Here is a 22,063-nt window from a genome sequence, read left to right as displayed (position 1 = left end):
GTCGCTTTTTATGCTTATAAAAATCATTTTCAAATTAAATAATGTATCCGGAGACTAACAATGAATAAATATTACCGAATTATTATTACCATAATCTTTATTGTGATTATTTCCCTAATGTTATTCACATACTGGCTTAATCTAAATTTTGGTTATGGACAAATATTTTTAATCATAGCAGGAGGCTACGGTATCTACCTGAACCTCAATGCTCAGATAAAAGAGCGAAAACAAACCTGAATATCTAATTGGACTTTGTTATTGTGAAAAGATGCACTTAAAGTAACGGAAGCAATACTTCAAGAAGCTGTTGTGGCTGTTGAGGTGCTAATGGGGAGAATCCTTCGATAAGGAGATGCCAGTTTTTATTTAACTAACGAGCAGGTTAGCCAATAAGAAATTTTGTTTTTTGTGTAGAATAACCAATAAAAAAACGATTAAGGTGGTTTTAGTAATACATTTAACGATAAGGAGAATTTACATTGGAATTTAAGCTAATTTCAAAAAATGATTTAATTAAATGTACGGAAACATTTATTGAAGTATTCAATGATGAGCCTTGGAATGATGAATGGACATTTACAAAGGCTAAAAAGTATTTACTGAGTTTTTACCAGACACCTGGATTTTTAGGTGTTTTAGCGGTAGAAAACGACGAAATTCTTGGCTTTATTTTTGGTGCAAATAGAGTATGGTGGAGCGGAGATGAGTTTTTTATTAATGAAATGTGTGTAAAAACAAAATGTCAAAATAAGGGTATTGGAAGAGAGTTGTTAAATCATTTAATAAAAGAGCTTCATAGCAGTAATATAAGTAACATTACACTTCTCACAGATAGAGGTATACCTGCTGAAGAATTTTATAAGAAAAATGGTTTTGAAGAAATAGAAAGAATCATTTTCTTGCATAAGAACATCAAATAATCGGATTGGGGGAGGAAATAAGTGAAAAGATTTTTATTAATTGTATTTTTGGTTGTTATTAGTATTATTGCTTGTTCAAATGAGACAATTAAAAAGACCGAGGAAAGCTGGGAAGAAAGTCCGACACTTGTTAGGGAAGTCATAATTACGGATGATGGGCAAACGGGTGATTTTATTTTCCGCATTGGAGATAATGGAATCTTGGAATTGGAGAGTATGGTTCTTTTATAGCAGGCGAACCCCAAAAATATATGTGGCATTTTTGGGGTGAACAGGAAATACTAACACAACCATTTAAGGTGATTAGAATCAATAAAGAAGCAGGTGAAGAAATAACTGTTCTTGAGCGTGAGCACTCTACCAATATTTTTCTTTCACCTAACAACGGAGCAGACCATCACATTCCTTCCACTATGATGTTACCAAGTGCAGGGATATGGAAGTTAGAAGTATATTTTGGCGAGGGATTATTGGGAAATGTTATTGTGGATGTAGAAGAGAAATAAAACCATTCTTATTGAGTTATCGGGGAGCTTTTGTTGAGGAATTGTTGTAATGACAGTTCCTACTGTTATTGTTCGAGGAGAATAATTCATGGTTAAAGAGAGGGAAAGTTGTGAAAATCAAAATGATTATGCTTGTAACATCTACAAAAGAAGAAAATGGTAATTCGGAAATAGTAATGAAAACATTTAAATCAAATATTCGTCCTGTTAAAGGAGATATTATTGATGACCCAGGCTTTGATTCAAGATTTCATAATGGATATGAGGTTGTAAAAGTCACGATAAATTATGAGACAAATGAATGTTATGTATCTCTACAACCACTTGTAATGGAGTTGGAAGAAATTAGTGTTAGCGAATATATAGATAAACTTGTAGCAAATAAATGGGGTATAGTTTCAAAAGATAAATTTTTAACTAAATGACACCTTGTTGAACAAACGGAGAGCGTTAGTTCGGTAAGCAAATATGAAAAAATGGCACGAAGAACTGATTCTTCGTGCCATTTTAATATGCGAATTATACTATGATTTCGATTGTGAAAGTTGTGTGATTTAGAGTGTGAATTTGTCTGTGTTTTGCCGTTTTGCACCTCACAAGTAAACCCGTTACTTTTCTGAGCATGGGTTTTTTTACCGATTTTTCACGTAACAAAAATGAACGAAATCTGTTTTTTTAACATCTGAACAAAGCTTTTTTATCACATAAACACCAATGTTTTCTGGAATGGCATCCGCAATCAAACCTTCATAAATATCACTCGGATCTGATACTTTATATTTGCTTAAATTTCTCTTGCCCCTCATGTAAAACATTTGTCGCACTAAGCAAATGACCGTCCGGATCGTAGAAGCCAAATCCACCATACAAACCGTTTTTATTTAGGGCCCCTACTTTAACTCTTTTTGATTTTAAATCGTTATAACACCCTTCCAAGTCTTCTGTATAAAAATCAAGGGTACTATGTTCCACCCCTGTTCGCGTATTTAAAAAGGAGTGATGACTTACTTTTTCCGTTTCCACTAAGAAAACCGTCGGACTGCTGTTTTGAAAGGATAACATTGCGTTATGATCTCCCTCAAATATGCATGTAAGTTCCAGGTGAGTGGTGTATGTAATGGCAATATATTTATTTGAACGAATGACTCCGTTTTACTTTATTAACTCACTTTGATTTTCATCCAAGTTCATCGTATGCATTCATCTAACTCTCTTTTTTACAGAGGACCATCCATTCATCTATTTGAAGTGATTCAATGTTTTTATTGAGAAAGGAAACGTTAAAATAATTTTGGATTTCCTCGCTTCCTTCCGCAATATATTGATTGACACTCTCTATTTGACTCTGATTATTTGCTGTACGCTCCACCCACGCAGGAAAAGAATATGTCTTTTTTCGAATTTCTGATTTCGTCTCCAGCAAGGCTGCCCTAGAAAACAGATGCCTCCATTCTTCAATAGAAAGGCACTGTGAATGACTTTCATCCCTTAATTTTTCCAGTCTGTTCATAAATTCTGCTAGATTCTTCTCTTCTGGCACGACGTTATCGATCATGAGAAATAAGCCGTTTGGTTTTAACACTCTTGCAGCTTCATTTATAAAATGATGGGGGTTCGGGAAATGATGGGGCGCAATACGGCAGGTTACAATGTCAAACGTGTGATCAAGAAACGGCAGCTTTTCGGCATCGGCAATGACATAAGAAATATTGTGATAGGATTGATTCAAATGTTTTGCTGTGTTAGCTAACATTTCTTTTGTCAGATCTGTAGCAAAGACTTGTGAAACATGTGGTGATAAAGCTTTTGATACATGGCCACCACCTGTTGCAATATCTAAAGCTGTCCAATAACTTTGAGGTTGTAGCCATTCAACCAGTTTAGGAAGATCTCCTCCTCTAGCGTGAGATTCGCTCGTTACATATTTCTCCGCATTCTTACCGAATTGAGCAACCACTTTATTTTTCACATTTTCGTTTTCCATGTAACGACAACTCCTATAACATTAATTTTGTTGAATTTTCATCGGAAAGTACCACGTGTCAACGTCCATTAACCTACTAGGTATCTTTATTATACTTCGACAAAATACAGTAAATTCCTGTTAAAAGAGCGGAGGAATCTGGTCATTCAGCGCGAAGGCCTGGTTTTTTGGCGGAATGAAGTCAAACAACTGGAAGATCTGGTTTTTCGTCAGAATCTAGTCACCAGCCGTGCTTATATCTTCTGACCTTTTAATCGAAATGCAAAAGCTGTTGAGAGCAATGCTTCTCAACAGCTTTTCTAAGAGAGTTCAGAAGGTATAAAAACCTACGTTTCAATGTCTCTTGTTATTTTGGTCGCTCAAGAGAGAAGATCTCTCCTAAGTTTGTATAGTCTTTTCCACCGAGTCGAGAGATGGGCTTTAGTTTTTCTGCATTCACATGACCGTCTGCATCGAGCAGATCTTCTGTCACATGGTAGTGGACAATCCGGCCAAAGATGACGTCGGTTGCACCTTCCTTTCCTTCAAAACTCAGGTGCTTTTCAAGTTTACATTCAAAGCGGATGCGGGCTTCCTTTAAACCTGGAACCTCTACAGCCGAACTTTTCACCGGAGTAAGTCCAACCTTCTCAACTTCACTTTCGTCAGGCGGCAAATTCGCCGCTGTAGCGTTCATCTCCTCTAAGTTTTCCTCATCGGTTACGTGAACGACAAAGGACCCTGTCTCGACAATATTGCGTGACGTATCTTTCTTTTCAGCGCCACGCTTTCCGATCGATACCATAATCAGTGGCGGATCTGCTGAAACAACATTAAAGAAGCTAAATGGTGCCGCATTTAACACACCGTCGGCTGATTGACTAGTTACAAAGGCAATCGGTCTTGGAATCACCGACTCAGTAAGTAATGTATAATTCTCTTTTTTCGAAAGTTTTCCCGGGTCTAAGGGCTTCATTTCTCCTACTCCCCTTTCGTGACATTTTCATACCAGCGCGTCGCGTGATCGATTTCATCACGAGTCAGCTGGTGACCTTGATTAGCCCAAAACACGTCAACATTAGCACCTGCTTGGGTGAGCGCTTCCTCAAGTTCCTTGGTCTCTTCAGGAGCGCAAATCGGATCATTTTCCCCGGCACCGATAAAAACAGGTGTATTCGACAGATCTGGAAGCTCAAGACCTCTACGCGGTACCATTGGGTGGAGCAAAACTGCTCCGCGAAGTGCGTTTTTATATTGATAAAGCAAGCTTCCTGCAATGTTCGCCCCATTCGAATAGCCGACTGCAACCACTTTTCTCCGGTCAAAGCCGTGCTCTTTCGCTGCTTCATCTAAAAAGGTATGCAACTCTTCCGTTCGGAAAATCAAATCTTCTTCATCAAATACACCTTCACGCAGTCTTCGGAAAAAGCGAGGCATCCCGTTTTCTAAGACATTTCCTCGCACGCTTAAAATGGAAGCTTCTTTATCAATCATATTTGCGATTGGTAATAGGTCACGTTCATCTCCACCCGTTCCATGTAATAGAAGCAATGTATATGGATTGTTTTCACTGCGTTTTTCAAAAATACTTTTCATTTTAATCACCTCATGATTTTGGAGTGGTTATAGGTAGTACGATATTTTCAATTTTTTTGCGAGCCGGTTCTAACCAAGGAGGGAGCTTCAATTCGCTACCAAGCTCTTCGACATGTTCATCCCATAAAAATCCAGGCGGATCTGTAGCAATTTCAAAAAGAACGCCTCCCGCCTCACGGAAATAAATCGATTTGAAATACTGGCGGTCCATGACTTCTGTCGGTTGAAAGCCGTGGTTTTTTAGATGACTTTGCCATTCGAGCTGGGATTCATCATTTGCTGCTCGCCAGGCGATATGGTGAACAGTGCCAACACCTAAGCCGCCATACTCTGTGATTGATGAATCAAGATCAATGAGATTACCTAAATCTCCTTCAGCTTCGAAACGGATAAGTGACCCGTCTTCACCGACTTTCTTTAATCCCATCACATCGACAAGTAGATCCCCTGTCGCTTCAGGATTCGCTGTATACAGTACGGCACCACCAAAGCCTTTAATTGCTTCAGTTGGTGTAATGTCATCATAGGCCCACTGACTTGGCTCGCCTTGATTTCGCGCGACGATTTCAAGCTTTAAGCCGTGCGAATCAACAAATGAAAGATATTCCTCGCCAAAGCGCTCATGTTTTTTATACTGAATTTGTTTGTGCGTCAATCTCTCTTCCCAAAAAGATAATGCTCCAACCGGTACGACAAACGACGTGATCCCTACTTGGCCTGTACCAATTTTCCCTTGCCGGGCACTGTCCCAAGGAAAGGTCGTCATGATCGTACTTGGAGATCCTTCTTTATCCCCAAAGTAAAGGTGATAAGTTCCCGGATCATCGAAGTTTACCGTTTTTTTCACGAGGCGCAACCCTAATACGTCGACATAAAAATCAACGTTTTCCTGAGGGTTCCCGACAATGGCAGTAATGTGGTGAATTCCTTGTATTGGTTTATCCATAATACCCTCCTCTATTCGAACATTTGTTGCTTTCAAAAAGTAAGTAACTTAGTACTTTTATCATATACCCATTTGGCGTAGTTTTCAAATCATTTGTTTATTTTCTCCGTTCAACAGAATCAGGACGAACACCTTTACCGATTATCGTCCTTCCCCTAAAACCATTGTCTCTAAAAATAAATAGAAAAATTCCCGGTAATCAAGATCAACTGCAATTTCATGAAAAATCTCATCCCCACTTTCCCGTTCTTGTTCTTCATTTCTAGGGCGAAAATCAGCAATACTGACCCCTCTTCCAGGACCCGTACTAATTTCAACTGTCACTTGCCTACTCACAAAATCAACGATGTTTGGAGAAGTCAAACACATAACAGGAATAAGGTCATGAATGGAGGGACCAGATGCTAAAGGGTCAATCTCTTTATAAAAATCATAATAAAAAGTATACATTGATTTAATTAACGGTTTGATTTGTTCAATGGGGGAGTGAGCTAAAATATAATCAACCATATCTTCTGTAATCACAGCATCTGAGGTTACGTTTAGTGGGAAAAGTTTTATAGGAAGGTTATGAAGAATGACATTTGCAGCAATAGGGTCACCATGGAAGTTCGCTTCAGCAATAGGAGTAACATTTCCCGGAACGTGAAACGCCCCACCCATTACATAAATTTCTTTCACATTACTCATTGATCGTTTTCCTAACATGTAGGCCATAGCTAAGCTGGTGAGTCGACCAATTTCAATAATAATAAGGTCATCATACTCAGCGATTTTCTGGAACAGGTCACTAAAATTCGTTAGCATGTCCTCCATTTCTTTTTCTGGCTCCTTATGACCAAGGCCTGCTACTCCATGGATGTGTTGGAAAAATTCCGTCTCCACTTGAGACAAAGGCTGGTGTGCCCCAGTGAACACAGGAACCTCGAGATCTAAAAGACTAAGGATATAATGAACATTGCGTGTAGCTACTTCTAGTTCTACATTTCCATAACAGGCGACCACTCCCACTAATTTAATGTCAGGATGCAGGGCACAGTAAAGAATGGCGAATGCATCATCGATCCCGGGATCAGTGAATAGTAGAACATTTTTCATTCTAGTCACCTCTTCGCACACGATTTATAAAATCATTTGGTATTTTACTATATCGTGTGGATAAAAAAATCAGTATGCTACTTTATTCCTTTTTTATCAAAACTTGGTTTGTTAAATTTTTGCCGGTCTAGCCTGCTTCACTCGGGTTCTAGTCATATTTGAGGTTCTTCTAGTCAATTTTGGCTTCGGTTCTAGTCAAATTTCATTTCTCCCATCGTTTACAATCGGTCTTACTCACTCCTTCTTATGATACATATACTTTTTAATCTCTTTTACGTCTCTTTGAATTTCGGCTAAAGCTTTCAAACTTTCTGCTTGTTTATCAATGACATGAATGTAGCGCTTTTCTCTTTCATTGTTCATTGCCATTACCCAGCGAACACCCCATATCACAGTCGCCAGTAATATAATAAAAAGCAATCCGAATATCCCGACATTGGTTTGTATTCCATAACCTATTAGCGCTTCCCACATTTGTTTACTCCCTCCTGGTTCTCTCTTTTTCAATTAATAGTAATAGACTATGCATTATGACGTATTTGTTTCGGGCTTGTCGTCTGAGTCAAAGTGCTGTTTTTTTATTCGTTTTGAAGCTCATTTTCTAAACCAAATGACTTACAAATGTATAGCCAAAATTAATTTTCCGGAAAAATGAATGCCTTGCGCACAAAAACACGCCCTACTAAAAAGTAGAGCGCTTCGGTTATGATCTCGGCTATGGTCTGAAGCATTGCCCTGGGATGAAAGCGTCCGCCTGTAGCTGATTCGAGTACCAAAATGTAATATAAACTCTAGAGAGTACTAGGGTGACGTATGTCACGTTCGTTTAAAAGTCGACTCACAGTGAAACATGAGGCATCTGATCCAACATTAGTGTGTGAAAGTTGATTTTTCCATTCCATTTACTACATTTAGATGCTTTATGAATAATTGAGGTCTACATCTCCTGTATACAAAAGTGGTCAGGTTTTGAATCCTTAATGAGCTGAATGAACGGTTCGACGGTCTGTTTTAACACGGTATCGCGATGATAAACAATATAAAAGTGGCGAGAAAGTAAAATATTTTTAATTGAATACGCTTTTAATGATTGCAATCGTAGTTCTTTCTTTATTGCGCTTTTAGAAATAATAGACACGCCTAAACCATTTTCAACTGCTGATTTAATAGCCTCAGTACTCCCTAGCTCGAAAACAATGTTTAAATGGGCAGGATTTAATCCACCACTTATTAAATGTTGTGCCATCACCGTTCTAGTCCCTGACCCTTTTTCACGTAACACTAAAGGTAATTTAACCAATTCTTCTATAGAAACATTCATTTTTTCCTTTTCAAAAAAGCCGGGTTTTGCAATAAGTACAAGCTCATCTTCCATAAAGGGTTCAAGTACGAGCTGAGGGTCTTCCACAGGGGCTTCAATTAACCCTAAATCTAATACATGATCTTTTATTTTTTGTAAAATTTGGTTCGTATTCGTAATGTCTACACTCAAATCAATTAATGGGTAGTTCTTTTTGAAACTTCCTAATAACCGCGGGAGAACATTCTCACCAACTGTTAAGCTGCAAGCAATAATTAAACGCCCTTGGATTTCACCATGCAACTTTACTATCTCTTTTTCAGCAGATTCACTGATCTTAATAATTTCTTTTGCGTATTTATAAAGTAATTCCCCGGATTTAGTAAGTTCAACTTGTTTCGTTGATCTTTCAAAAAGACTTGTATTTAAATGTTTTTCTAAGGATTTAATTTGTGAGGTAATTGTTGGTTGTGATAAAAATAGTAATTTTGCTGTTTCAGAAAAGCTTTTCTTCTCTGCGACCGACAAGAACGTTCGTAATTGTTCATAGTTCACTTATATACCCCCAGCTCTTATATAAATGTATGTAGAAAATGATAAGAGAATCTCCTTAACTATAAGTTGTATAGTTAAGGAGATGAAAATAAAAAATACTTACCAATTTTTATGATCAAGATGGGCATATTTTGGCAACAGTCGTACTGGCATTTTTAAAGCATCTTTTCTAAACGGTGGAGCTAGTTGAGTGCCATCGACTTGAATATCTAATACAGTTGGTTTTCCAGACTTCAATGCTTCCTCAAATGCCGATTTTAAGTCTTCTGGGTTATCGACACGAATACCTCTAGCTCCCATGCTTTGTGCAACTTCAGCGAAATTAGGTCCTTCAATGTCAGCACCAACAAAGCGGTTATTGTAAAAATCAACTTGGTTTTTCTTTTCAGCACACCAAGCACCGTTATTAATAACACATGCGATGACAGGTAGATTTTGCTCTACCGCCGTGCTGACCTCATGTAAGCTCATTCCCCATGCGCCATCACCCGCAATTGAAACAACAGGACAATCTGGTGCTCCTCTCTTTGCCCCCATAGCTGCTGGATAAGCAAAGCCGCAGTTTCCAAAAGTTAAAGCTGCTATATGCTTTCTAGGTTGAGTAAATTTCAAGTAGGAATTGGATGTTGAGGAAGTATTACCAATATCAGATGTAACAATCGCATTCTCGGGTACTAGTCGCGAAATTTCTAACAAGGCCCGACGTGGATTCATAGGTTCACCATCTACCATAGCAAGCGCTTCAAGCTCTTCTTGCCATTTTTGTTTCTCCTCTGCTACCCTTGCGAGACGGTCGTGGTTTGTGCTCATTTCACGCTTCTTCTCTTTTAATCTTTTTGTCATTTCAGTAGTAGCCTCTTTTGCATCTCCAATAATCCCCACCTCAATTGGATGAGTTCTTGCAATATTTCTATGATTAATATCAACTTGAATAATTTTCGCATTTTTCGGGAAATAATCAATGTCATAACAAGGTAATGTACCAAATACAGAAAGTCGCGTTCCAATCGCTAACAAAACATCTGCTTCTTTTAACGTATTCATGGCTGCCTTGGACCCCATATACCCCATAGGTCCAACAGCTAATGGATGGTCACAAGGAAAAGCATCATTATGCATATAGGACACAGCGACAGGAGCTGTTAGATATTCAGCAATCTCTCGAACTTGATCAATACCATCCGCATCTACAGCCCCTCTACCTGAAATAATGACAGGGTTCTCTGCATTTGCTAATAATTGAACTGCATCATCAATCGAATCAGAATCCCCATATCCTCGTTTATCTACTCGATATTGATGCGGTTGCAAGATTTGTTCTTCGATTTCTCCAAAGAAATAATCTCTCGGTATGTCAAATAGAACAGGACCTCTTTCAGCATAGGCAATACGGAATGCCGTTCGTAAGCAGTCGGCTACCCTACTCGGATGAGGAACTCTTACCGTCTCTTTTGTAATGGACTCAAATACAGATACTTGATCACATTCTTGGAATCCATCCCATCCAATCGTCGGTGTACCAGCGGAAGGTGAAATAACCACCATTGGTGTATGAGCCATATTAGCAGCTGCTACTGAAGTCACCATATTTGTCATTCCAGGTCCATTTTGTCCAATGACAACACCAGCCTTACCTGTCACACGTGTATACCCATCAGCCATATGAGCTGCACTTTGTTCGTGACGGACAGGTATAAATTGGATACCTGCAGTCGGAAGTAAATCAAGCATATCCATAAATGCAGAGCCTAATATCCCGTAGATATGATCAATTCCTTCTGCTAACAACGTTTCAACAATCGCTTCACTTGTGGTCATTTTTACTTTTACATTAACCTTTACTTCGTTTGCAAGTTTAGCCATTTAATTCCCTCCTAAATAATAAAAATAAAACCCAATTGGTCACGACGTCCGTACCAGTTAAATTAATGACGGCTAAAGCTATTGGATTTATAAGTCAATTTAATCATGAATAAAATAATTTAACAACATTATATTCTAAAGATTCGGAAAGTTTGTTATTTTAAAAATTAATAACACTCTTTATTAAATTTAATCATTCATTGATTCGCTCACTAAACCTTGCAGCTAGTTTTAGAGATCTCTATCAACAACCTCTATAATGTAATCAAACCACCTAATAAATAAACCATGATAAGGCTAACGAGACTAACAGCTAATGCGGCAACCATTCCAATATAAAAGGGCTTCATTCCCAACCCTTTAAAAACACCAAGGCTAGTGGAGAGCCCTACTCCCGCCATTGCAATGCCTAGCATGTATTGAGAACCTACCGTACTGAGATTTGTCCAAGTTGACTTCCACTTCTCAGGATGTAATACGCCAAAAGCTAAGCCATTGTTTGAAACTCCTACATCACCAATCGATCGAACGATGGACAAAAATAAAAAGCCTAACACAAATAAAGGAATTAATTTGTACCACTTTTTATGGGAGGTTTCTTTTTCGCTAGCTCTCCCCATTACATTTCTTAAGTAAAAATAAGATAAAAGGGGAACGACAGCCACGATGAAAACATTTCTAGTAAGCTTTGTAATCGTTGCGATATCAACGACTTGAGGTATGTCAAACAGTTGGTTATAAATCAAAGCCGCACCTGCTACTTGCGCTGTATCATGGAGTGCTGTCCCTAGAAATAGTCCTGCTCTTATTGGGTCATCTTGAAATAAGTAAAAAGCTAGATACGGATAGGCAAACATTGCTGTTAATCCAAAAAAAGTAATATTCGCTACAGCGTAAGCTACTTCTTCGTCATTCGCTTTTATTCCAGGGGAAATAGCTACAATGGCTGTAATCCCACATATCCCTGTTCCACCCGCTACAAGCGTCCCTAATCTGTGGGATTGCTTCATCTTATGGGTTATCCATAAAGTTATGAGGAGTCCAGAAACAATACAAGCAAGTATAATCGGTATGCTCCAAGCTCCTAACATCACAACGTCCATAAAGCTTAAACGAATGCCAAGTAAAATAATTCCAAACTTCAGGATGAACTTGATTGAAAACGTAACGCCATCTCTAAATATTTCTTGCAGTCCTAAAACATTGCGAACGAGTAAACCTAAAATTACCGCAACAAAGATACTAGAAATTGGACTATGATTCGTACTTGGTAGTCCTCGTAATTGATTTATCGCTTGACCTAACCATTCCGCTAAAAAAACGCCAATCAACATGATAGAAAAGCATAGGGCCACTCCTGGTAAAACTCGAAACGCACTTTGTTTACTTTTACTTTTCTCCTTATTTATTGGATGTTCTAGTTCCTTTACTTGCTCGGCACTTGAAGAGCCCACTCCACATCTCCTCCCTCTTCCTTTTCTACTTAAACAGTATCATGTAGAAGAGGGTAAGAGTCATCGCGATTTATAATGCGGTTTATTAAAGATTTTTATTATCTGTTTGTTGGTTTATATTCACTAGTATTACAAACGCACTAAAATGATCGTCAAGTCAGAATCCTTTTCTTAAGGCTCTTTTCTAAAAGGTTGTGGCTTTTATCTGTTAGAAGTCGATACAGGCGGACGCTTTCACCCCAGGGGACAAGTGCGACATCCGTTCTTCCTTCACTTTGTTCAGATTCACGGTGTCTTCTTTGCTGCAGGCAACGCTTCATTCTCCGCCTTTCGCTTCTAATGCTAAGTTGCTAAGAACAACAAAGTTTGCGAAACAGCCTTGATTTAAATATTAATTGATTTTTTTCTTTTAGGATCAGCGTCGCCAAGAATGAAGTAGTCAAGTTCTTTCTTAGAAACCTGTCTATACCTTTTTCCGTTATATAGATAAAAAATGGTACCTAGAAGAACCCAAACAATTAAGGCGATCAATGAAGGGGTACCTAAGAAAGCTGGAGATCCTGGTATGAGTAATAAGCTCAAAAATGTAAGGCCACATAAAGCGCCTAGTAAAGATAAGCTCTTTTTAAAAGGGGACACAGCACCATCTAATTTACTGAGTTCTCCACTATTAACAGAATCTTTTTCCGACCATTTAAAGAGTTTAAATGCAACAATACAAGTATAAAAATAAGCAATGGTTACACCCGTTGCGGTCATATCAACAACCCATAAAAGGACCTCTCGACCGAACCATGGTGCAATAAGACAGCACAAACAGGTGAAAAGAATTCCTATATATGGCGTCTCGTGCCTTGGATGAAGCTTTGTAAAAATGTGAGGCAAAACTTTGGCACGACCCATCGCAAATAATAGACGGCTTGAAGAAACATAAAATCCATTTAATCCTGTAAATATTCCCATACATAGAGAAAGTGCTAACAAAAGGACGCCAGTGATACCGAGAACATTTGATACAGCATCACCTGTTCCCCATATAGGCTGTTCTCCAACTAACAATTGCCAAGGCATCGCAACCGCTGTTGCAATAATCATTAATGAATACAAAAGGGATGCAACAATGATCGATAAAACGATTAACATAAACGCTTTTTTCGGTGAAAAATCGAATTCTTCGGCCGCCTGGGGAATATTATCAAAACCGACATAAGCCCAAGGTGCAATGGCTACAATTGAAATAACCGCAGTCCAAACTGGTATTTGTGGATTAAATAATGGTTCAATATTACTTAGAGTTGAGGAAGAGTGAAGTAACATACTTGCTGTGAGGGTAACAATTCCTAAAACTAAGGTAGCGCAAAAAATAAATTGTATTCTTCCCGAGATTTCTGTTCCGCGAATATTGAAAAATGCAAAAGCAATCAATGCCAAGCTTGCAATCACAATTTCTCCAGCATAGACTTCCCATCCGCTAATGCTATAAACATAGCCTACTTCTACAAGATCTGGAATCAAAAATTTGCCTAATAAAGCGAGTGCAGAAGCATTTAAAGCAACGATACAAATGTATCCAAGTGTTAAAAACCATCCGCAAATATAAGCATGATTGCGACCAAAACCTAAGTATGCATAGGCAAATCCTCCTCCAGATACCGGAAAGTTATTGATCAAAAAACCAAAGCTGACAGCGATTACAATCATTAATAATGCCCCTATAACTAGTCCAAGTATTGCCCCTAATGGACCTGCCTGATCCATCCATACTACCGGGAGTATAAAGCATCCCCAACCGACAGCCGACCCTAAAGCTATTGCCCATACCCAATGTGGTTTTAGGACTTTTTTTAGCTGTGTCCTCTCTTCCATGATTAACTCCTCTCACTTATAAAAATTTGAATAATCAGAAAATATATATACCTAAAGGACAACTATACCATTCGATACTGTAAGCGCTTTCTCCATAAAATTGTAAAAAGGAGGAATTTTTATGTATTCCTCCTTTTGTATTGTATCTGATCACTAGCAACTGATTTCTTTTTACTAGATTACTACCTTAATTCATAAAGTACCGTCTTAATAGTATGAACAACTGATCTTAAATCTTCCTCAGTTGAAGATAAAGGCGGTGCAATGATCAGTACATTGTTATATCCAGGAACCGTATCCCCATTGCGACCAATAATTAACCCTCTACTTTTACACTCCGCAATAACTTTTCCCATATATTCCTCAGATGCAGGTGTCTTTAATCCTTTATCCTCTACCAGTTCAATCCCATATAGAAACCCTACTCCCCTTACCTCGCCGACATGATCATGCTCAATCAACTCTCTTAACTCTCCCAATATTGCTTCTCCAAGTTGTTCCACTCGGTCAACAATATTTTCTCTTTCGATGATGTCAATATTTTTTAATGCGACCGCGCATGATGCCGGGTGTCCTCCGTAAGTAGACACATGTCTAAAGTGATTATCCTTACCTGGCTCTTTAAATTTCGAATAAATCTTTGAACTAACTGCCGTTGCACCTAAAGGTAAGTAACCGCTTGTTAACCCTTTGGCCATCGTGACAATATCCGGTTGAACTCCCTCGGAATGCATAAAGCCAAACATCTCTCCTGTACGTCCAAACCCAGAAACAACTTCATCAATGATCAATAATACATCATGTTTTTTACAAATATTTGCGACGCGCTTTAAATACTCTTTTGAAGGAATGATGACACCACCACCAGAGATAATCGGCTCCATAATAACTCCCGCAACGGTTTCAGCTCCTTCCCATGCGATCATCTGATCGATCAGGTCAGCAGCAATAAGATCACCCTTAGATGGATCGTCACCAAAAGTATTTCGGTAACTGTATGGTGGCGGGACATGAAGGAACCCCGGCATAGTAGGATCGTACTTCACTCTACGATTCGCTTGTGCTGTCGCACTTAAAGCACCTAATGTAGAACCGTGATACGCACGATATCGTGAAATAAATTTATATTTTCCTGGATTCCCATTTTGGTTGTGATACTGACGCGCGATTTTAAATGCCGTTTCATTTGCTTCCGAACCGCTATTTGAAAAGAATGTCGTATACGCCCCTCCGAGTAACTCACTAATTTTAGATGATAGTTTAATAGCAGGGGTATGGCTTAACGTTAATGGAGAGTATGTTAGATCCATCATTTGTTTAGAAGCAGCCTCAACAATTTCTTTTCTACCATGGCCTAAATTTAAACACCATAATCCAGAAACACCATCAAAATATTTATTCTCATCAATGTCAGTAAACCATGAACCCTCTCCTGATACTGCAATCAAAGGGCTTGAATTTTCTGAATGACGAGACATTGCATGCCACAAGTGGTCTTTATCCTGTTGAACTAACACATCTTTCTCTACTCCAACTTTCATAAACAATCAACCTCCTAAATGGTTTGAGCTTGCTTATATTGATCTTATTATTTTGAAACCATAACCGGACCATTATTTAAAACCGATTCAAGTGATGTATAGTTCAATTGATGCGCTTCTGCAACGGCTCGATAGGTGACACATCCATTTAATGTGCTCACTCCTTTAGCTAACGCTGAGCTTTTTGTGACCGCTTGCTTAAATCCCTTATTAGCAAGTGAGACTGCATATTGACTAGTAACGTTTGTTAGTGCATAAGTTGACGTACGAGAAACTGCGCCAGGTATGTTGGCTACTGCATAGTGCAATACACCGTGTTTCAAATACGTCGGCTTATCATGAGTTGTTATCCGATCAATAGTTTCAATAGATCCCCCTTGGTCAATAGCTACATCTACTACAACTGAGCCTTGTTCCATTTGCTGAACCATGTCCTCTGTGACTAAACGTGGAGCACGTGCACCTGGAATAAGGACAGCACCAATTAATAAATCAGCTTTTTTTACTTCTTCAGCAATGTTATAGCTGTTTGACATAACGGTTTTAATTCTTCCTGTAAACTGATCATCTAATTGGCGTAATCGAGCATTACTAACATCTAAAATGGTTACATTTCCCCCTAGCCCTATTGCCATTTTTGCAGCATTGGTTCCAACAATTCCTCCGCCTATAATCACGACATTTGCTGGTTTTACCCCTGGAACGCCACCAAGGAGAACTCCTTTTCCACCTTTTGATTTCTCTAAATATTGGGCTCCTATTTGAACCGACATTCTTCCCGCTACTTCGCTCATTGGTATTAACAAAGGAAGGGAACCATTTTCGAGTTGAATCGTTTCATACGCAATAGTAGTCACTTTTTTCTCAATCAACTGTTGCGTTAATACTGGTTCTGCAGCTAAGTGAAGATACGTAAATAAAATGATCCCTTCCCGAAAATATTGGTATTCCTCTGGCTGTGGCTCTTTTACCTTCATTACCATTTCAGCTGACCAAGCCTCTGTTGCTGTTTCGACGATTTTCCCTCCAGATTCAATAAATTCTTCATTAGTAATCCCGCTTCCAATTCCTGCGTCGCGTTCAACCCACACTTGGTGACCGTTGTTCACAAAAGCTGTTACACCTGAGGGAGTTATGGCCACTCTGTTTTCATTATTTTTAATTTCTTTAGGAATTCCGATAATCATTATAAACACACCCCATCTATTCATAATGGCTTTAACTCTTTTCCTACTCTATGGCTTACGTAGGAAATCAGCTAACTTAGTACTCATAATGCTTACACACTCATCAACTCTGCCCATCCCATTTACATCCGAACATCCTGTCGTCCGTACCAGTTTAAATAGCATTCCCTCCTTCTTATTAATCTTCTTTGAAAGCGTGTTCATTTTTTAAGTTGTAGATATACTCTAACTCAATTTAACCTTGACTTATATTCAACACGAACACGATCAACTCCTTATTTTGTGCGAGTGATATGTCCGTGTTGTTTTACCTATAAGCGATTCAATCAAATCAGCAAGTTTCTAACCTTTTAAATAGACCTCCGTGATAATTTCATTTTGAACGAATACATATCCGAGCGAAAATAACCCTCATAATATTCGATCAACTCTCCTTCTGTGTCATAGGTCTTTCTTTCAGTAATTAATACACTTGATTGTTCGGGAACGTCTAAATGCTTTGCATCATCTTCTGATAAATGTCCACTTGTTATGACTTGTTCAGCTTCTGTAAACTTGATGCTTAACTCTTTTTCAAGAAGATCATATAATGTGCCTTTGTCTATATCATGTTTAGCCAACTTATTCCCTGTTTCTACTGAATAGTATTGATTTTCGATTGCAATGGGTGTTTCATCTGCATATCGTACTCTTTTGATAAAGTAAGCTTGTTCAAAGCCACTTGCATTCACAATGTTTTTGGGTGGCCGTACAATACCATGGTCAAGTAACTTTGCACCAGGCTTCATTCCCATTTTATAAATAATATCGGTCGTGCTACTAAGAGAGCCAAGCCAATCTTGAATAGGCTTAATGGAAACAAATGTACCTTTACCATGTTTTTTTTCTAATACGCCTTCACGAACCAGTTGTGAAATGGCCTCTCTTACAGTACTCCTACTAACAGAATACTTTTCCATAAACTCACGTTCACTAGGAATCTTATTTTCATAAAAGCCATTAAGGATTTGTTTTTCTAATTTATTTCTTAATTGTACATGTAAAGGAATTGAATCTTTATGGTCAAATTCCATCTCTTTAATCCTCCTTTAATCGGTGATTCAACTCCATGATATCATTAAAATACAAACAGCTATTTCCTTCCTCAAAAAGGGATTAGCCCTTTGTATTAAAAAGCAGGTCATAACTTTCCAAGTAGTATAAATTAATTAAATCACATGATTTTTAAATACTCAATAAATTCTGAAGATTTAACCCTATTATACTTTCCTATAAAATGAATTGAAATTTTTAATATGATAGCTTGAATTATTCATAAAGCACCTAAATGTAATAAATGGAATGTGAAAATTAATTTTCACACACTTATGTTGGATCAGATGCCTCATGTTTTTCACTGTGAGTCGACCTTTAAACGAACGCAATCATAAAATGACAATTTATTTTTCAAAAAAGATATACGTCACCCTAGGTACCCTCCGCTAATACCTAGCTTACTTCTTAAAAAAAGCCCTACTAAAAAGTAGAGCGCTTCGGTTATGATATTGGCTGCATTTCCTGCTTGAGCTGACTATGGTAGAGACTGTAATAGAACCCTTCTTTTTGTAGCAACGTTTCATGGGAACCTCTTTCAACAATTTCGCCTTGGTCAAGGACAATGATTTGATCTGCGCTTTGAATCGTATTCAACCTGTGAGCGACCACAAAGCTTGTGCGTCCTTTCATCAGCCGATGCAATGCTTCTTGGATCTTGATTTCTGTCACAGTGTCAATACTGCTTGTCGCTTCATCTAAAATTAAAATTGCTGGATTTGCGAGCAGTGCCCGGGCAATTGCTAATAGCTGGCGTTGACCTTGACTAATCCCGCCACCATCTACAGAAAGCTTTGTATTAAAGCCATCCGGCATTTTTTCAATAAAGGAAAAAGCATTCGCAAGCCGTGCTGCTTTTTCCACTTCTTCATCGGTTGCATCAAGGCGTCCGTAGCGAATATTTTCGCGAATGGTTCCTTCAAATAAGAACGAATCTTGCAGCACGAATCCCATCTGTTGCCGTAAGCTTTCCCTTTTTATTTCTGTAATGTCCTGTCCATCAATCGTAATTTCACCGGATTCGGCTTCATAAAAACGAGATAGTAAATTGATAAGCGTCGTCTTCCCAGCCCCAGTCGGACCAACAAAAGCGACTGTTTCACCAGGTGTAGCTTGAAAGCTTAAATCGTTGATCGTGTCTCCGTCTGCTTCATAAGAAAAGGACACGTGAGAAAATTGAACCTCACCTGTAACTGAACCGAGTTCCTTCGCACCTTTTTCATCCTTCATCTCTTCATCCTCATCGATGATGTTAAACACCCTCTCTGCACCTGCCACGGCAGAGAGCAGAAGGTTAAATTGGTTGGCAAGGTCGTTTAACGGGCGGGTAAATTGACGGGCGTATTCGGCAAAAATAACGATGACCCCGATCGATACCATCCCGTTTAAAGCAAGAACCCCACCGATGAAGGCGATAACTGCAAAGCTTAAGTTGTTTAACATGTTCATCAGCTTTGGAATGAAGCCAGAGAAGGTTTGCGCCCAAAACGCTGTCCCTCTCAGCTTTTCATTTTTTTCCATAAATTCCGCAATCACTTTCTCTTCTTGAGAAAACGTTTTTACAATTCGCTGACCGCTCATCGTTTCTTGAATGTACCCGTTTAGGTCGCCAAGGTTTTTTTGCTGGGCTTTAAACAGCTTACTCGTCCGCTTCGTTATCCACTTCATCCCAAGTACCATAGCTGGAACGATAAGCATCGTAATGACGGTAAGCAGCGGACTTAACCAAAGCATAATAACAACCGTCCCCAGAAGAGTTAGCACACTGGAGATGATCTGAATCATCGAACTGTTTAACGTGTTACTGACGTTTTCCATGTCATTGGTCACCCGGCTCATTAAGTCGCCGTGCTGCCGTTTATCAAAAAACGGTATCGGCAGCTTGTGTAAATGGCGGAACAGCTGTGTCCGCATTTTAAAAACGGTCTCTTGAGCAATCCGAATCATCCACATATGCTGCTGCCAAACGGATAGGGAGTGGAAGAGGTAAACAATGGCTAAGCCGATAAGCATGTAGACAAGGCCGTTTGGATCTTGATCGACAATATAGTTGTCAATAGACATGCCGACAATAAACGGACCGAGTAAAGCCATCGCTGAGCTGACAACAATCATGAAAATAACAAACATCAGCATCCCTTTTGTTTCTGCTAAATACCCTCCGATTCGTTTAACTGTCCCCCAGAAATTTTCAGTTTTCGGTTTTTGAAATGAATAGGCACCACTTTTCTCTGTATCCATTCGTTCAAGGTCGAGCTTTTTATATTGGAAAGGTTTTTTTAATGAATTAAGCATTGTTTCTCGTCCCCTCTCCAAGCTGGGATGCATATATTTTTTGATACAAACTGGAGTGTTCGAGCAGTTTCTCATGAGATCCTTCGGCGATCAGCTCGCCATCCTCTAATAACAGTACTTTATCAGCATTCATCGTTGTACTCATTTTTTGCGTAATAAGAAGAGTCGTACACTTGTACGTATCAAGGGCGTCTAAGAGCCTTGCTTCCGTTTTCATATCGAGAGCGCTCGTACTATCGTCTAAGAGAAGGATTCTCGGTTTACGTACGAGTGCACGGGCAATGGACAGCCTTTGCTTTTGTCCTCCCGATAGATTTACACCTTTTTGGCCGAGGAGCGTGTCGTACCTGTCAGGCAGGCTTTCAATCGTTTCATGAATTTGTGCACTTTTCGCTGCTGAGATAACTTCCCCCATCGAGGCATCTTCTTTCCCCCACATGATGTTATTTTTTATCGATCCGGTAAATAACATCGCTTCTTGCGGGACAAAGCCGATCTGTTTTCTAAGACGCTCCAGCGTCATGTTTCGTATATCTGCGCCATCAATGTATACCGAACCGTCACTAACATCATATAAACGCGGAATCAGCTGAAATAACGAAGATTTTCCTGAGCCGGTTGCACCTAGAATGGCCACCTTCTCTCCAGGCTTCACCTCGAATGAAAGTTCTTTAATGACAGAAGCAGAAGTACCTGGATATTGAAACGATACACGATCAAAGGCAATTTTTCCGTCCTGAATTTTTTTATCAGGATCTGCATGGTCAGTATCGACTAAGTCAATATCAGTTTCGAGAACTTCAGATACACGCTGAGCTGACGCTTTTGCACGGGAAAAAATCATAATAATCATTGAAAATACCGTCATCGCACCCGACATCCGTGTCGTGTAGTTCACAATCGCGACTACTTCACCAACAGTCGCGCCCCCTGTATTCACTTGAAAGCTACCAAACCACAAAATCGCCATAATACTAAGGTTCATGATCAATAGAATAATCGGCATGGTAATTTCAACAGTACGTAACGCTGAAACCGTTCGATCTTTAAGGTCTCCGCTTGCATTAGTAAACCGCTCATCTTCATGATGTCTCCGGGTAAAAGCTTTAATTAACCGCATTCCAGCGAGGTTTTCCTGTACCACACCGTTGACATTGTCCACACGCTTTTGCACGGCCTTAAATAAACGACCTGCCCGTTTCATAATGAATAGTAAAAAGGCTAATAAAAGTGGAACGGCGATCACGAGGATAAGAGCCAACGTCGGATTTACGACAAACGCCATCACGACACTTCCGATGACGAGTAAAGGAGCACGTAGCATGATCCGTAAACTCATAAACAGTGTATTTTGCAGTTGGGTAACGTCGTTTGTCATCCGGGTAATTAATGACGACGTTGGAAATTTACTGAAGTTTGAAAATGAGAAGGCTTGAATCTTCTGGAAGAGCTTACTTCGAAGGTCGTAACCAGTACTTTGACTCGTGTGCGCCGCGTAAAAGGAATTCGTAATCCCCGCGGCAAACGCAATTAACGAGAAGGCAATCATAATCGCTCCCCAGTAAATAACTGTAGAAAGGTCACCTTGCATAATACCATCATCGATAATGCGTGACATAAAATAAGGATGTAATAATTCAACAGCCAGCTCCACGAGAGTGAGCGTTAAAGCTACAGCAATCGGGAGCCGGTATGGACGTAAAAAGGGAAAGAGCTTTCTCATGTTGTCATCCTCCAACGAAACGAAACATTTCATACATATTTATTGTGTAATGGCAATTTTCAGAATTCATTATAAGTAATTCGGTTACCTATGAAACCTCTCTCTAACTTTATCATAAATAGACGAGAAAATGGGTGCTTCGAGTTTCGAAATTA

Annotated in this window: 20 protein-coding genes; 4 read left to right on the top strand and 16 right to left on the bottom strand. The window is 39.1% G+C overall.

Annotated elements, in window-relative coordinates:
* Positions 1 to 482 precede the first annotated feature (482 nt).
* The 4 genes from CDZ94_RS17610 (at position 483) to CDZ94_RS17600 (ending at position 1,854) form a co-directional block, all read left to right on the top strand.
* Entirely contained in the window at positions 483 to 923 is a 441-nt protein-coding gene (locus CDZ94_RS17610) for a GNAT family N-acetyltransferase (RefSeq protein ID WP_096439303.1), read from the top strand.
* Positions 924 to 944: 21 nt separating this feature from the next.
* Positions 945 to 1,154 (top strand): hypothetical protein, encoded by a 210-nt coding sequence (locus tag CDZ94_RS21760; protein WP_232735810.1) that lies wholly within the window; start codon positions 945 to 947, stop codon positions 1,152 to 1,154.
* A gap of 20 nt (positions 1,155 to 1,174) precedes the next feature.
* The gene (locus CDZ94_RS21755) at positions 1,175 to 1,429 is read left to right on the top strand and encodes a DUF4871 domain-containing protein (protein ID WP_232735811.1); all 255 of its coding nucleotides are present in this window, start codon (positions 1,175 to 1,177) and stop codon (positions 1,427 to 1,429) included.
* A gap of 110 nt (positions 1,430 to 1,539) precedes the next feature.
* Positions 1,540 to 1,854 (top strand): hypothetical protein, encoded by a 315-nt coding sequence (locus CDZ94_RS17600; protein ID WP_096439301.1) that lies wholly within the window; start codon positions 1,540 to 1,542, stop codon positions 1,852 to 1,854.
* A gap of 349 nt (positions 1,855 to 2,203) precedes the next feature.
* On the opposite strand, the gene CDZ94_RS17595 is transcribed toward CDZ94_RS17600, so the two are convergent.
* The 16 genes from CDZ94_RS17595 to CDZ94_RS17520 form a co-directional block, all read right to left on the bottom strand.
* Positions 2,204 to 2,491 carry a VOC family protein gene (locus CDZ94_RS17595; RefSeq protein ID WP_096439299.1) on the bottom strand — a complete coding sequence of 96 codons (288 nt, stop codon included), beginning with the start codon at positions 2,489 to 2,491 and terminating at the stop codon, positions 2,204 to 2,206.
* Between the two features lie 142 nt (positions 2,492 to 2,633).
* A complete protein-coding gene (locus CDZ94_RS17590) occupies positions 2,634 to 3,413 on the bottom strand; it encodes a class I SAM-dependent methyltransferase (protein WP_096439297.1) in 780 nt (259 codons plus the stop codon).
* 346 nt (positions 3,414 to 3,759) lie between these two features.
* Positions 3,760 to 4,368, bottom strand: coding sequence for a flavin reductase family protein (locus CDZ94_RS17585; RefSeq protein ID WP_096439295.1), 609 nt, complete (start codon positions 4,366 to 4,368; stop codon positions 3,760 to 3,762).
* Positions 4,369 to 4,373: 5 nt separating this feature from the next.
* The gene (locus CDZ94_RS17580; RefSeq protein WP_096439293.1) at positions 4,374 to 4,988 is read right to left on the bottom strand and encodes an alpha/beta hydrolase; all 615 of its coding nucleotides are present in this window, start codon (positions 4,986 to 4,988) and stop codon (positions 4,374 to 4,376) included.
* Positions 4,989 to 4,998: 10 nt separating this feature from the next.
* Entirely contained in the window at positions 4,999 to 5,934 is a 936-nt protein-coding gene (locus tag CDZ94_RS17575) for a ring-cleaving dioxygenase (RefSeq protein WP_096439291.1), read from the bottom strand.
* A gap of 141 nt (positions 5,935 to 6,075) precedes the next feature.
* Positions 6,076 to 7,032 (bottom strand): nucleoside hydrolase, encoded by a 957-nt coding sequence (locus CDZ94_RS17570; RefSeq protein ID WP_096439289.1) that lies wholly within the window; start codon positions 7,030 to 7,032, stop codon positions 6,076 to 6,078.
* Between the two features lie 234 nt (positions 7,033 to 7,266).
* Complete coding sequence (locus CDZ94_RS17565; RefSeq protein WP_096439287.1) at positions 7,267 to 7,506, bottom strand: BhlA/UviB family holin-like peptide; 240 nt, start codon at positions 7,504 to 7,506, stop codon at positions 7,267 to 7,269.
* Positions 7,507 to 7,969: 463 nt separating this feature from the next.
* Complete coding sequence (locus CDZ94_RS17560) at positions 7,970 to 8,887, bottom strand: selenium metabolism-associated LysR family transcriptional regulator (RefSeq protein ID WP_096439284.1); 918 nt, start codon at positions 8,885 to 8,887, stop codon at positions 7,970 to 7,972.
* A 99-nt stretch (positions 8,888 to 8,986) separates the two neighbouring features.
* Positions 8,987 to 10,750 carry a sulfoacetaldehyde acetyltransferase gene (xsc, locus tag CDZ94_RS17555; RefSeq protein ID WP_096439282.1) on the bottom strand — a complete coding sequence of 588 codons (1,764 nt, stop codon included), beginning with the start codon at positions 10,748 to 10,750 and terminating at the stop codon, positions 8,987 to 8,989.
* A 254-nt stretch (positions 10,751 to 11,004) separates the two neighbouring features.
* Positions 11,005 to 12,204, bottom strand: coding sequence for a YeiH family protein (locus tag CDZ94_RS17550; RefSeq protein WP_245415756.1), 1,200 nt, complete (start codon positions 12,202 to 12,204; stop codon positions 11,005 to 11,007).
* Positions 12,205 to 12,588: 384 nt separating this feature from the next.
* A complete protein-coding gene (locus CDZ94_RS17545; RefSeq protein ID WP_096439280.1) occupies positions 12,589 to 14,070 on the bottom strand; it encodes an APC family permease in 1,482 nt (493 codons plus the stop codon).
* A gap of 182 nt (positions 14,071 to 14,252) precedes the next feature.
* On the bottom strand, positions 14,253 to 15,611 hold the full coding sequence (locus CDZ94_RS17540; protein ID WP_096439278.1) for an aminotransferase: 1,359 nt from the start codon (positions 15,609 to 15,611) through the stop codon (positions 14,253 to 14,255).
* A gap of 47 nt (positions 15,612 to 15,658) precedes the next feature.
* Positions 15,659 to 16,798: an alanine dehydrogenase gene (gene ald, locus CDZ94_RS17535; protein ID WP_096439276.1), complete on the bottom strand. Its 1,140-nt coding sequence runs from the start codon at positions 16,796 to 16,798 to the stop codon at positions 15,659 to 15,661.
* Positions 16,799 to 17,148: 350 nt separating this feature from the next.
* Positions 17,149 to 17,871, bottom strand: coding sequence for a GntR family transcriptional regulator (locus CDZ94_RS17530; RefSeq protein ID WP_096439274.1), 723 nt, complete (start codon positions 17,869 to 17,871; stop codon positions 17,149 to 17,151).
* Positions 17,872 to 18,334: 463 nt separating this feature from the next.
* Positions 18,335 to 20,185, bottom strand: a complete 1,851-nt coding sequence (locus CDZ94_RS17525) for an ABC transporter ATP-binding protein (RefSeq protein WP_096439272.1) — start codon at positions 20,183 to 20,185, stop codon at positions 18,335 to 18,337.
* The gene (locus tag CDZ94_RS17520; RefSeq protein WP_096439271.1) at positions 20,178 to 21,908 is read right to left on the bottom strand and encodes an ABC transporter ATP-binding protein; all 1,731 of its coding nucleotides are present in this window, start codon (positions 21,906 to 21,908) and stop codon (positions 20,178 to 20,180) included. Before CDZ94_RS17520 ends, CDZ94_RS17525 begins: the two co-directional genes overlap by 8 nt.
* Positions 21,909 to 22,063: the final 155 nt, after the last annotated feature.

Source organism: Alteribacter populi (assembly GCF_002352765.1).
Taxonomy (GTDB): Bacteria; Bacillota; Bacilli; order Bacillales; family Salisediminibacteriaceae; genus Alteribacter; species Alteribacter populi.
This window is presented reverse-complemented; position numbering and strand designations above follow the sequence as displayed.

What these genes read in the sequence shown, in the direction of transcription:
- CDZ94_RS17575 (WP_096439291.1), bottom strand. Translation starts at nt 5,934, where the DNA reads ATGGATAAACCAATACAAGGAATTCACCACATTACTGCCATTGTCGGG.
- CDZ94_RS17565 (WP_096439287.1), bottom strand. Translation starts at nt 7,506, where the DNA reads ATGTGGGAAGCGCTAATAGGTTATGGAATACAAACCAATGTCGGGATA.
- CDZ94_RS17520 (WP_096439271.1), bottom strand. Translation starts at nt 21,908, where the DNA reads ATGAGAAAGCTCTTTCCCTTTTTACGTCCATACCGGCTCCCGATTGCT.
- CDZ94_RS17595 (WP_096439299.1), bottom strand. Translation starts at nt 2,491, where the DNA reads ATGTTATCCTTTCAAAACAGCAGTCCGACGGTTTTCTTAGTGGAAACG.
- CDZ94_RS17545 (WP_096439280.1), bottom strand. Translation starts at nt 14,070, where the DNA reads ATGGAAGAGAGGACACAGCTAAAAAAAGTCCTAAAACCACATTGGGTA.
- CDZ94_RS17530 (WP_096439274.1), bottom strand. Translation starts at nt 17,871, where the DNA reads ATGGAATTTGACCATAAAGATTCAATTCCTTTACATGTACAATTAAGA.
- CDZ94_RS17585 (WP_096439295.1), bottom strand. Translation starts at nt 4,368, where the DNA reads ATGAAGCCCTTAGACCCGGGAAAACTTTCGAAAAAAGAGAATTATACA.
- CDZ94_RS17580 (WP_096439293.1), bottom strand. Translation starts at nt 4,988, where the DNA reads ATGAAAAGTATTTTTGAAAAACGCAGTGAAAACAATCCATATACATTG.
- CDZ94_RS17590 (WP_096439297.1), bottom strand. Translation starts at nt 3,413, where the DNA reads ATGGAAAACGAAAATGTGAAAAATAAAGTGGTTGCTCAATTCGGTAAG.
- xsc (WP_096439282.1), bottom strand. Translation starts at nt 10,750, where the DNA reads ATGGCTAAACTTGCAAACGAAGTAAAGGTTAATGTAAAAGTAAAAATG.
- CDZ94_RS17540 (WP_096439278.1), bottom strand. Translation starts at nt 15,611, where the DNA reads ATGAAAGTTGGAGTAGAGAAAGATGTGTTAGTTCAACAGGATAAAGAC.
- ald (WP_096439276.1), bottom strand. Translation starts at nt 16,798, where the DNA reads ATGATTATCGGAATTCCTAAAGAAATTAAAAATAATGAAAACAGAGTG.
- CDZ94_RS17570 (WP_096439289.1), bottom strand. Translation starts at nt 7,032, where the DNA reads ATGAAAAATGTTCTACTATTCACTGATCCCGGGATCGATGATGCATTC.
- CDZ94_RS17525 (WP_096439272.1), bottom strand. Translation starts at nt 20,185, where the DNA reads ATGCTTAATTCATTAAAAAAACCTTTCCAATATAAAAAGCTCGACCTT.
- CDZ94_RS21755 (WP_232735811.1), top strand. Translation starts at nt 1,175, where the DNA reads ATGTGGCATTTTTGGGGTGAACAGGAAATACTAACACAACCATTTAAG.